The sequence below is a fragment of the Nitrobacter sp. 62-13 genome (genome assembly GCF_001896955.1).
Lineage (GTDB): Bacteria > Pseudomonadota > Alphaproteobacteria > Rhizobiales > Xanthobacteraceae > Nitrobacter.
In genome coordinates, this window is record NZ_MKRN01000206.1 from 25,827 (window position 1) to 36,809 (window position 10,983).

Annotated in this window: 9 protein-coding genes and 1 pseudogene (1 of these 10 cut by a window edge); 3 read left to right on the plus strand and 7 right to left on the minus strand. The window is 55.6% G+C overall.

Annotated features, from left to right (window positions below):
* On the minus strand, positions 1 to 1,784 hold the 5' portion of the coding sequence (locus BGN91_RS16710) for a type IV secretory system conjugative DNA transfer family protein (RefSeq protein ID WP_292615095.1). The gene continues 106 nt to the left of window position 1, outside the view; 1,784 of the gene's 1,890 nt are visible here — the first part of the coding sequence; it begins with the start codon at positions 1,782 to 1,784; its stop codon lies beyond the left edge, outside the window.
* A gap of 332 nt (positions 1,785 to 2,116) precedes the next feature.
* On the opposite strand from BGN91_RS16710, the gene mobC reads away from it, so the two are divergent.
* The gene (gene mobC / locus BGN91_RS16715; protein ID WP_292615097.1) at positions 2,117 to 2,449 is read left to right on the plus strand and encodes a plasmid mobilization relaxosome protein MobC; all 333 of its coding nucleotides are present in this window, start codon (positions 2,117 to 2,119) and stop codon (positions 2,447 to 2,449) included.
* Entirely contained in the window at positions 2,439 to 3,824 is a 1,386-nt protein-coding gene (locus tag BGN91_RS16720) for a relaxase/mobilization nuclease domain-containing protein (protein ID WP_292615098.1), read from the plus strand. Before mobC ends, BGN91_RS16720 begins: the two co-directional genes overlap by 11 nt.
* Before the next feature lie 7 nt (positions 3,825 to 3,831).
* Here the strand turns inward: BGN91_RS16720 and BGN91_RS16725 are convergent, their stop codons facing one another.
* Genes BGN91_RS16725 through BGN91_RS16750 form a run of 6 tightly spaced genes read right to left on the minus strand, consistent with a single transcriptional unit; the run spans position 3,832 to position 9,735 of the window.
* Complete coding sequence (locus BGN91_RS16725) at positions 3,832 to 4,386, minus strand: hypothetical protein (protein ID WP_292615100.1); 555 nt, start codon at positions 4,384 to 4,386, stop codon at positions 3,832 to 3,834.
* 21 nt (positions 4,387 to 4,407) lie between these two features.
* Positions 4,408 to 5,241, minus strand: a complete 834-nt coding sequence (locus BGN91_RS16730; RefSeq protein WP_292615101.1) for a DUF3883 domain-containing protein — start codon at positions 5,239 to 5,241, stop codon at positions 4,408 to 4,410.
* On the minus strand, positions 5,238 to 7,145 hold the full coding sequence (locus BGN91_RS16735; RefSeq protein ID WP_292615103.1) for a DEAD/DEAH box helicase: 1,908 nt from the start codon (positions 7,143 to 7,145) through the stop codon (positions 5,238 to 5,240). Before BGN91_RS16735 ends, BGN91_RS16730 begins: the two co-directional genes overlap by 4 nt.
* Positions 7,146 to 7,155: 10 nt before the next feature.
* Positions 7,156 to 8,481: a hypothetical protein gene (locus tag BGN91_RS16740; protein WP_292615104.1), complete on the minus strand. Its 1,326-nt coding sequence runs from the start codon at positions 8,479 to 8,481 to the stop codon at positions 7,156 to 7,158.
* A gap of 7 nt (positions 8,482 to 8,488) precedes the next feature.
* Positions 8,489 to 8,953: a BglII/BstYI family type II restriction endonuclease gene (locus BGN91_RS16745; protein ID WP_292615106.1), complete on the minus strand. Its 465-nt coding sequence runs from the start codon at positions 8,951 to 8,953 to the stop codon at positions 8,489 to 8,491.
* Positions 8,950 to 9,735 (minus strand): site-specific DNA-methyltransferase, encoded by a 786-nt coding sequence (locus tag BGN91_RS16750; protein ID WP_292615108.1) that lies wholly within the window; start codon positions 9,733 to 9,735, stop codon positions 8,950 to 8,952. Before BGN91_RS16750 ends, BGN91_RS16745 begins: the two co-directional genes overlap by 4 nt.
* Positions 9,736 to 10,154: 419 nt before the next feature.
* Here BGN91_RS16750 and BGN91_RS16755 point away from each other — a divergent pair.
* A pseudogene (locus tag BGN91_RS16755) lies at positions 10,155 to 10,983 on the plus strand (cell filamentation protein Fic); the annotation flags it as partial.

Here is a 10,983-nt window from a genome sequence, read left to right on the forward strand (position 1 = left end):
GACGCGGTGAGGGCCGGGTATTTGAATGGCGACGGTAGAAGAAACCGAGGATCGAGATCGGCCGGCTTTCTATTGAGAAACGGCAGCTTGAGCTGCAGGGCTTTCAGCAAGGTCATGACCTGAGCGGCTCTGCTTTCCTCCGCTGGAAAATCGGGATCGGGATTGAACCAGCTTTTGGGAAAGAAAGCGTCGTAATTGATCCGCCCGATCATCATCGGCAAAGCGCCATTCCGGAAGACGATCATTTTTCCGGTCTCGCGCGCCGCTTCGCGCTCCAGTTCGTTGACCTCGCGCAGCCATGACACCATGCGCTGTTCGACATTTCCCACGCGGCGCGTCCAGACGGCATTGCCAAGCCGCCCGACCAGGTACTCGCCTGTGGTCCTGTCATTGATCCCGAAAGCCTGCACGGCGCCCGCGTTAGCGAAAAATGTTTCCCAGTTTTCGGGATAGAGCTGCTTGATCTGGCTGAGGTTCTGGATAACAGGCCAGAGCGTCATCCCAAGGCCGGACATAAGGCCCGCCGAGACTTCGATCTGCCGCAGCCTTCCGAGGCTGTAGAATTCATCGAGCAGGAAAAGAACAGGGTGGGGCGGCTTCGCGCCGCCCCACATCGCCTTGATGGCGAGGTTGACGACGAGCCTCACGAAACGCTGGTGCATTTCGAGGTAATTGACCGGAAGAACAACATAGATGGTCATCGGCTTTCGCTTCAGGTCATGAAGATCGAAGTCGGACTCCGACAGCGTTTCCTTCATGGCCTCGCTGGCGAGCCATTCTGTATTGCGCAGGATGGTCGTATAAAAGCTGCCCCGCTCGTTCCTGCCGGCGGCGAGCAGCGGCGCAGCCGCCCCTCGCGTGTGCTCTCCCAACTGGTGCATCTCTTCAAGCAGAGCTTCGAATTCGTCAGGAGGCCTCGTCAGCGTGTCGCGCATGTCGATCAGCGTGGGGCGGTCCATCGTCTTCAGAAGGAAGATGATGGTGCCTTTGACAATGTTCCTTGTCGTCTCGTCCCAATGCGGCGACTCGCCGGGCGGCCCGGGCACTACCAGCGCCTCGACGAGCATGCCGACCTGTTCGACGAAATCGCGGGCGTTCCGGTCGATCGCATCGAGCGGATTGAACCGCGACTTCTGCAAAGACTTCACGCAGTCGAACGGATCGAGGACATGGACGTCCTGCCCCAGGAACTCCGTAACCCTTCCGCCGCCGTGTCCCCGCCTTGCCGCGGTGACGGCAGCGTTGGTCCCCTTCGGGTCCACGACGATTGCAGATCCTGGATAGACCAGGAGGTTGGGGATTATCAGGGAACGGCCTTTACCCGACCGGCTTCCCGCGATGGTAAGGAAGCCGCGGTCGTCCTTCCAGCCGATCCTCCACCAGGGTTCGTGAAGCGAACGTCCCAGCAGCAGGTCGCCGGGCTCATAGCGGAACCGCCATTCCTCCACGACGCTGGCGAATGCCGACGAGCCGCCCTTGCCGAATTCCGCCTCCTCCATCTTGCGCCGGATGCGGCGGGTCGCCCTTGAAAAGGCGACCTTCAGATCGTTTCCGAGAGGCCAGCCCGCCACGAACGACACTGCCGCAATGGCGATCATGAGCGGGTAGGAAAGCCAGCCCGGCAGGAACCAGAACACATTGGAAGGAGGCCCCGTGAACATCGCGGCGGCGCCGCCGGTCACGAAGAGCCAGGCCTCGAACAGGAATCCGAGCGCACAGATGAGGATGGCGTAAACGGCCAGCACTCCAATGAGGTTTATCGGCAGCCCCACGGTCCAGCGCATGAACGAGCCCCGGGCAAAAAATGAATCCTAGTCAGGAATCCGAAGGCCGGTAAATGGCGAAGGTGCGGTGAGCGCCTCGGAGGCATTAGCAAAAAGCAGCAGCACAGAAGGTAGTATTGCGGGAAACAGGTAGAAGCTGCAGAGTAGCAAGATATGTTTTTGTGGCACGAAAACCTTTCCGCTGGCGCGGAAGGTCTTCCTGCCAAAAAACGCAATTATCTTGTCAGCGTTCCGCCGCTGAACCACAGAATGTCCGTCACGACAGGTGACGCCGCACGCATTGCAAGCCCCAAGCGCCCCGATGAAGAGGGCGCCGTCCCGGGAGCGAAACCATGGCCCGGCCCCGCAAAGGCCGCGATGACCAGCTCAGCGAAATGCTGCGCTGCCGCCTCCGACCCGCCGAGTACCTTCGCATCCGGCAGGCCGCGCAGCAGGCGAATATGTCCGTTTCGGACTATGTTCGCCGCATGCTGCTCAAAGGCACCGTCGTCGTGAAGAAGACGCGGACGCTTGATCCCGAAGTCTACGACCAGCTCCGCCGCATCGGCATCAACCTGAACCAGGCCGTCCACAAGCTTCACGCAACAGGTCTGATTCCCCCGGAGCTGGCAAGGGCGGCGGCCGTCGTCGAAGCCATCGTGTTGGGGATAGCCGATGGTGCCTAAGGTCGCCGGCAAGGGTCGCAGCTTCATGGGCGCAGGCCAGTATTACCTGCACGACAAGAAGGCCGAAACGAGCGAGCGCGTTGCCTTCACCCACACCGTCAATCTTCCGACGCGCGACCCGGACAAGGCGATACGCCTTATGGCCTACACGGCCATGCACCAGTCCGAGATCAAGGCGCGGGCCGGCGGCAGCACAAGGGGCAGGAAGCTCGCGGACCCCGTCTATTGCTACAGCCTGTCCTGGGCCCCCGGCGAAGATCCGTCGCAAGAGGAGATGATCGATGCGGCGCAAGAGACGCTGAAGGCGCTAGGACTTGAGGGCCATGAAGCGCTTCTGGTCGGCCACAACGACGAGCCGCACCAGCATATCCATGTCATCGTCAACCGCGTCAATCCCGAGACCGGAATCGCTGCGCCTCTCAAGATGGATCATTTGAAGCTGTCCGCATGGGCGGAAGCGTTCGAGCGCAGGCAGGGGCAGATCAGGTGCGAGCAGCGCGTGGAGAACAACGAGCGCCGCCGCAACGGCGAGTTCGTGAAGGATTGGAGCAGCGAGAAGGCAGCCGAATTCCAGCGCTGGCGGATGGAGCGCGCGCACCGGCGCAGCGACAGGCGCGTCCGGGAAAGCGACCGGCTCGGCGCAAAGCACAGAAGCGAGCGGGACCGGCTTCGCATCGACCGCGACCGCCTGGTGACAGAACAGCGCAAGCGTTTTCGCGACGCGACCCGCGCCGACTGGCGCGATCTGTTCGCGATCCAGCGGCAGGAGCGCCGCAGGTTCATGGATGCGCAGCGCAACGCCTGGAGCCGGGTGCGGTTCGATATCCGCACCTACGGGCAGGATTACCGCAAGGCAGGAAAGGCCGGGCGCAAAGAATTGTTGAAGGGAGCGGCGTCGGCGCTCCTGGGCTCGAAGGCGCAGAAGGAGAAGCTGGAGCTCAAACAGAAGAAGGAGCGGCTGTTTTTCGCCCGCAAGCTGAAAGAGCGCGCGGACAAAATGACCGTCCCGATCAGGCAGAAGCACGAACGCGATCTTGCCGAGCTCCAGAAGAAGCAGGAGCGCGAGCGGCATGAACTGCAAATGAAGCAGTCGAAGGCGAGCCAGGCGGACGCGATCGAGTTCAAGGAGGGGCGCGACAAGGAGATATTCCGCGGTGAGCAGCGCGGCAGGTTGCGGCAGGAGCTTACCGAAACAAAGCGCGACGTGACCACGCCTGCTGTCTCGAAAGACAATGCTGCGCCCTCCCTCGCCGACAGATTCCGGAAGGCGCAGGAGAAGGGCGTGGGGAAAAAGACCAAAGGTCAGTCCAGGGATAATGCAAATGACATCAGCAAGGACGCGGGGCGCGAACGCAATAAGAAGCCGCCGAAATAGCTGCGGTTCACTCCATGGGCTTTGCTGGGCCGAACAACACGCTCGCCGGTATTCTTGCGCGTTCCGTTGCGTTGTATCGCCCCTCGCAGGTGCACTCCTGTTCCTGATAGAGGCTGACCGGGCAGGAACGCGTCACGCCTGCTCCGCCATATTTTGGAAGGATGATAACCGGCTGCTCCTTGCCGTTCGCTATCGCGACCATCATGCTGTTATAGGTGATGCCGGCCTTTATATCGACTTGCTGCCGCAAGAGCCGTTCTGCTTTCGCGAGCTCAGCTTCGCTCGCATAGCCCTTCTCTTCGCAGATGAGCGCATATCGCGTGGGACGCGCGGCGTTTCCCAAGCCAAAGCCGAGCAGTTTGTAGGATTGGACGGAGAGCGCGTCGACGACGTCGGCTTTTAGGGTGCGCAGCACGAAGGTAATGAGCGCTGGTCGTATGTCCGCATATATAATGCTGTTTGTCGCTACCATCACAATATACAAAGCTGCCAGTATGATGAGCACGGATCGGCCCAGCCGATAAGCACTTAATTCTCTCATGCGGTCCAAGAAATGATCCATAATCATTCCTCTGAATGGTTCTCAGGATGCTGCCAATGGTATCTCTGCCGTAGACCATTTTCCCTTTTCGTTATCGGTAGGGATATGAACGGATATCTTACTTGCGTCTCGGATGTGAAGTATTGCGGGCGTTTTTGTCATATCCCAGACATGAAATATGTAGGCGGCGCCGGCCTTAAGCGCCTGCTCCCATTCGTTGCGGGTGAGATAGAATCTCAACGGAGATGAGACTGTGGATTTCACCTCGATCAATCGATTGACGAGACCAAATGGACCAGGATCGTAAGATAGCACATCATAGCCGGCGAAATTGTCGTCGAGCCCTTTCCAAATTGGCGCCTTGGTAATGCCGAGCGCGCCTAGCCGTTTGATTTCATAATCCATAGTGAGCTGCTCAGCCGCGCGAGCTTGTTCCATTTTTTGCAGGTCAACAATGAGTCGAGCAAAGCATGAGACGGAATCCCACCAAGCAACCACATGTGGTGGAGGCGGATCCTGTTGCAAACCAGCTGCTGCAAAAATGTCTCTGTCATTAATGCCAAGCGAATCCAGAAAGCGCATTCGGCCCTGCCTCATCGCTTTCGACCAGTTCGGCTGATGTTTTGTAACCACCGCCGAAATACAGGCCTGATAGAAAACATCCCCGTCCAGCGGACACGCCAGATCGACAAGCTCGTGCAGGTAAGCAGAAGCCTGCATATCCAGGCTAGCGCCATCCGGTTCGACTTTCTCGATGATATCGACCAGCTCCGCGATGGAACAGCCCGGCTGCTTAATAGCATAGAGGCGAATCAACCTAACCCCTTCGAAGGCCGATAGGGCGAAAATGCGTTCTGTAGATGGAATCTCAGTCATTCGTCTTCGTCGGACGAAGCTGGCATCTTACCTTCCAGCTCTGAAATCAAGTCGATGATATCTTGGAGGCTAACGTCGTAATCGACGGGGTCATCCGCCTCTTCTTCATCGAATGCAATCTCGTGAAGGTCCGGATCATCCAGGAGCATTTGCATGTTCCGGATTTTTTCCGTGAGGCGCCGACTCACGGAAAGATCAATGCTTCCGATTTCTGGCGGCGCCTTGGATCTATAAACGAAGATGTCCGTAGTTTCGTTTGGCTTAAGACCCAAACGATGGATACGATCGATCGATTGCAAGTAATGGGTTGAGACGTAACTACGATCAGCATAGATCGCGTTGTGGCAGACTGTATGCAGACTTATTCCTTCCCCAGCTGCCGCTGGATTTGCTATCAAAACGGCGCAGCTCGGGTCGACGTGAAAGCGTTTGATGCGCCCTTCTCTTGTATCTGCGTCTTGATCTGAGCCAGATGGAACGCTGCCATACAAAGTAACGGGATTAAGATCAGCCAAGGCTGACGAAAGGCTGCGGATCGTATCTGTAAAGATGGTCCATATAACAACCTTTTGACCGCTACTTACCAACTGCCGCGTGTGATCCATCACTGCGGCCAGTTTTGCTGAATGTCCTTCCTCAACGACAGCGTCCGCAATGCCCGACTCGATCTTGAGATCGTCGTTCACCATGGCGGTTAGAGCCTGAGATGGATTTACTGAAAGCTGAAGCAATCGCATTACCGATCGACGCGCTTTCAAAAATTGCGCCTGTCCCATTTGGTGATTTACTTGTGCTGAGAATTGGCGAAGAAATTCGCTGCGCACAATTGCATAGAGCGCTAGCTGGCCCGGCTTCATCGTTACATCGACAAAGTGCCGCCGAGCTTTCGGAAGCCCTAATTCCTGTTTGGTAGTTCGAACATAAAGATTGCCCAACACCTCGCGGGGCGGCTTTCCTCTTGCGACCTCTACCCCCAGACCATGACCAGGCCAAAGGAAGTCCAGTTGCGACTGAATATCTGTAGCGGCCTGCGGCATTGGCGTGCCGGTGAGAATATCTCTGCGCACTGGAAGGGTGGCGATGTTGAGCAGAAACGCCCCCCTCTGAGAGAGCGGACCCGCCTTCATTCTATGTGCTTCGTCCAGAACAAGATGAACCGGCGTCCTTGCCAGGAAAGACGCAATCAGACCTTGCTGGCGGATCATTAGGTCATAGGAAATCAAAAATCTCGTTGCACCAGAAGCGAGAGCATTCGCGGTGTCGTCCTCACGGCCTTCAAGCACCGTGAACTCTTCCAGCAGGGCTTCGGGTGCATCGTCGGCGAGACATTCCTTTACGATGTCTCGCCAAGCCTGAAAGGCTGCCTTGGGAGCGACTACAAAGAAGACTTGTCCCGACTTTCTTGTGAGAAGATGCAGCGCGAATGTAACGGTTGTCTTACCCGCGCCGGGAACGGAGAAATTAGCGCCATTCGTCAAAGCCAAGAGGTGCGATAAATCTCGCAGCTGAAACGGCTTTAACTCACGTTTTACAAATCCCATTGACGTAAGTTCGGCGGCTATTTTTGCCGAAGTCTTGGGAGGGGCGAGGCTGGATTGGCTCGCGCGGGCAGTTCTTATTTCCGATGAGAACGCTTTTAGGCGGTCGGCAGCGCTTATGTCTGGTCGAAATCGAAAATTCAGTGTTCGTTGGGTTGATTTCGTTCCGAACTCCCGAACGATGTTCAGGGCATCTGGCCAAGGAACTTGGATGGAGGTTTCTGTAATCCTGGCTTCAAGATTATTGGCGACAACCAAAACCTTCAATCTGGACCATATAGGCGCAGATGTATCACCAGCGGCCACCATGAAGCGTCCGTAGTTGCCTTCTCGATATTGGATTTCAACGTCAACGAAGTCCGCCACAACTCCGTCCTTACTTATTACTATCGGCAGGTGAAGATTTCTGAAGTGCAGCCAGCTTGGTTTCGATCTTCGTAAGGAGATCGCGGATTGAGCTAATTTGCTTCCCAAGTGCAGGATACGTGCTCACGCCGGCCGTCGTCGGATCTATTCCGGCTAACTTCGCATGTATTTGAACCAAGGCCTTTAATGCGGCATTCTTTGATTTTTGCCCTTGGTCCAATTGGATGGCGCTCTGACATGCGTCGATGAGCACATCAACTGCATCATCTCGTGTATCTTCATTTTTTAGGGCAGCGATAACATTCGAATAGTCATCGCTCGCCGCACCTTCTTCGATGTCGATGGAGAAGTCATCGGCATCGTCACCATTGGCGCTATCTGCAGCGTCCGACAGATCGAGCTGATCAGCGACGTTGGTCAGGACGATCTCAGCAAGCTTACCGAATGCAGCATTTAATGCATAGATTCGGCCGGGCACTTTGTCGCGGTTCTCAAACAGAGACCACGCTATGACGCGGCTAGCATTTTGAAGGTTAACTGTCTTTCCGGACAGCTTTTTCGGAAGGTCGCCGAAAATCTGTTCAGCATCTCCGCTGACAAGCGAATATTGCCCGGGCTTGTTTGCCCATTCATTCAGATAAAGATCGGCTTCATCGATCGATTGCAGCAAGTTTTTTATATCGGCCTCGCTTCGTCGAAGCTGATCCGCTACTTGCTTCGTCGTGCGTCCCTTATTTACCTGACGCCGCACCAGCTGCGCGTCGCCTATCCAGTCATATTCCAGTTTGGTTTGAGGGCGAGCTTGCTCGTTCGCTTCAATATCATCGATCTCGTCGGGGCTTGTATCAGAAGGAAGAACCAAGCACTTGACGTGTCCCCATTTTGAATTGACCGACTCGTCAGCCGCATAAAGTTCGCGTATGGCGCTTAGGCGGCGGTTGCCGTTTACAACAACGCCAGTGCTAGTAATTAGAATAGCGCCGCGTTGGCCCTCTTTCTTCAGCACTTCCAAAATGGAGGAGACGGAGCTCGACTCTCGTTGCGCGAGTTTTGCGAGGATGGAGTGTTGGACGCCTTGGACGGTGCTAAGTTCTTGGCCTTTAGAAAAATAATTTTTGTCTAGACCCTCTTTGGCAATCGCATCCTGCTGCTCGGAATAGGTCCGGCAGTTGTCCATGCGATAAACAGGAACATCCACCGGAAGACTAATGCTCTTGAGGGACGCCTTGTCACCGCGGAAGTCATAGAGCGTATCCGTTTCCGTTGATGCATCGGCTCTTTTTTGGATGACGATCTCGCGTTCTGATCGAGGTGTAAGCTTAATCTCGTACTTCATTCTGCCCTCATTCGAACGCGACCACGATGATAGGAACCGTTATGACCCGATCAAACAGCTTAAGCTCCCGGCAAACCCGTTCGGCGTGAGCAATGTTGTCGCCGATAATCCGCGCCGCATCCTTTGTCGGAAGGGCCAACGCAGCTGCTTCAATTCGACCGCTTTGGAACAGATATTGAAGCTTCAACAAATCATACGGTGCGCGGCTCATATTTCCGGTTTGGAGCTGAAAGGCCAAATCGTCCTTAATCGCGAAAACCGTTAGCATCAGCTCCTGATCCAGGCGGACGTTCGTCGCCCATCCTTCGCTGATAAACTCGGTTTCGACGTGCTGGCGAATATCTGGCGTGCAACGAGATTGAATTTTCACCGCAGGCGCCTCAAAGACGTCTGTGAGCCACTCCTTCAATTCGCGGCGATCCCACTCGGCACCTGCGTTGTGGTGATCGTCGTAAGTGAAAGCAAGCTTCATTCAACGTCCTTTGCATTAGGATCATAAACGGGCTTATTCATTGGCCGTGTGCGCAGCTCTCCCGCTCGAAGCTGATGGATGCGCTGCCAGGCAATATCGATGTACCCTTTATCTAAATCGCATCCGTAGGCATTCCGAGAATGCTTCAGCGCGGCAATGGCTGAAGAACCAACCCCTACATAAGGATCGAGAACATTCTCGCCCTTATTGGTGAGAGCCAAGACGAGGCGCTCCACCAACCCAACGGGAAACTGGCAGGGATGCTCGGTTTTTTCGACGTGGTTTGATTTAACGTTCGGAATATCCCAAACATCCGAAGGATTCTTGCCCAGCGGATTGCTAGATATCTTGCCTTTGTTAGGCCCTTTGAAATGCTTCTTCTCTGGATATTTTGAGGGAATACGAACAGCGTCGAGGTTGAACGTGTAGTCTTGGGATTTTGTGAACCACAAAATAGTTTCGTGTCTTCCCGATAATCGCTTTTGGCAATGAAGGCCGTGACCAAACGTCCAAACAATCCGATTTCTTAACTGAAGACCGTGATTTTTGAAGAGCGGGTAAAGAATAATGTCGAGCGGAAAGACCTCGCCGTCGAGCACATGATTGCCAACCTGCCAACAGATCGAACCGTTTGGATGTAATAGGCGAACAGCTTCCGCAATGCAGGCAGCTTGCTCTTCGATGTATCGCTCTTGCGAACGCCTCTCTTCGTACTCTTTGCCAATATTATAGGGCGGCGACGTTATAATGAGATTCATCGATGCAGAGGGCAGGCGGCGCATAAACTTTAGATTGTCTTCGCATACAATCTCTGCACTTGCGTCCCGCTGGAGTCGCGCAACAGAGGCTCCCCTTTGTCGCGCTTGCGCCCCCTTTGCACTCGTCAGCCCCACAATAGCCCCCTGGTTACGTTCATGAATCGTTCTGCTATTCTGCCTTGCTTTGAGGCATCGGGAAAGGCCTAAAAGAACGAGATATTGTGCTGAAACTGGACGGATAACAACATATAGCGTATTGGAACTAAAGGTTTATTCGCTTCCAGTAATATTTGGCTGGCAGCAACCAGAGGTTCAAGCATTTTTCATGGAATTTACGTTGAGAGAATGTTTTTCAGGATATATAATTGAATTTCGGCACTTTAACCAGCAGGTGAAGGAAATTCACAGTCTGGAGATCGTTTTTCAGAGGATTTGAGTTGAGCGTGCAATTTTCAGGGCCGGTGAGTGTTTTTCATGACCGGCGGCTGCCAGAAGCAGCCGCTCCGGCTGGCTATGCCGCACTCATTGGCGCTTACAAGCTGCCCGTTCCGGTTCCCCGGCTTCTTTGCGCAATAGGGTCCAAGCACCGCATTATTGAGCAGGATGGCTGGCGCATCTACACGCCGCGCCATGCGCCCGAGGCGTCCCTTGAGGGGCACCTGACTTTCGCCCTCAAGTACGAGGGGCTGGACCTTGCCGTTCTGAAGCGGCTTTTCCTTGCCGTAAAGCAAGGCGACGTCGCCGAACTCGTGCGCCAGAAGCCGACCGGCCTCTACACGCGCCGCATCTGGTTTTTGTACGAGTGGCTGCTTGGCCGCGAATTGCAGCTGCCATCCGCAGATAAGGTTTCCTACGTGGATGCCGTCGATACCGATCTTCAGTTCGGCGGAGCGGGCCAGAACTCGGCCCGGCATCGTGTCCGCAACAATCTTCCCGGTACGCCCGAGTTCTGTCCGCTGGTGTTCAAGACGCCCGCGCTGAATGAGTTCATTGCGCAGGACTGGAAGGAGCGCGCGCGCGCCGTCGTCAGTGAAGTGCCCAAGGACTTGCTCGCGCGCACGGCGGCGTTCCTTCTGCTGAAGGATTCAAAGTCCAGTTACGTGATCGAGGGAGAGCGGCCACCTCAGGACCGCATCCAGCGATGGGGCCGCGCGATCGGCGAAGCGGGCCGTGCCCCGCTCGACGAGCAGGAATTCCTGCGCTTGCAGGGCATCGTCATCGGCGACGAGCGTTTCGTGAAGATGGGATTTCGGAAGGAGGGCGGCTTTGTCG

Coding starts and splice junctions, on each gene's coding strand:
- BGN91_RS16740 (WP_292615104.1), bottom strand. CDS start 8,481: ATGAAGTACGAGATTAAGCTTACACCTCGATCAGAACGCGAGATCGTC.
- BGN91_RS16725 (WP_292615100.1), bottom strand. CDS start 4,386: ATGGATCATTTCTTGGACCGCATGAGAGAATTAAGTGCTTATCGGCTG.
- BGN91_RS16730 (WP_292615101.1), bottom strand. CDS start 5,241: ATGACTGAGATTCCATCTACAGAACGCATTTTCGCCCTATCGGCCTTC.
- BGN91_RS16750 (WP_292615108.1), bottom strand. CDS start 9,735: ATGCGCCGCCTGCCCTCTGCATCGATGAATCTCATTATAACGTCGCCG.
- BGN91_RS16720 (WP_292615098.1), top strand. CDS start 2,439: ATGGTGCCTAAGGTCGCCGGCAAGGGTCGCAGCTTCATGGGCGCAGGC.
- mobC (WP_292615097.1), top strand. CDS start 2,117: ATGGCCCGGCCCCGCAAAGGCCGCGATGACCAGCTCAGCGAAATGCTG.
- BGN91_RS16745 (WP_292615106.1), bottom strand. CDS start 8,953: ATGAAGCTTGCTTTCACTTACGACGATCACCACAACGCAGGTGCCGAG.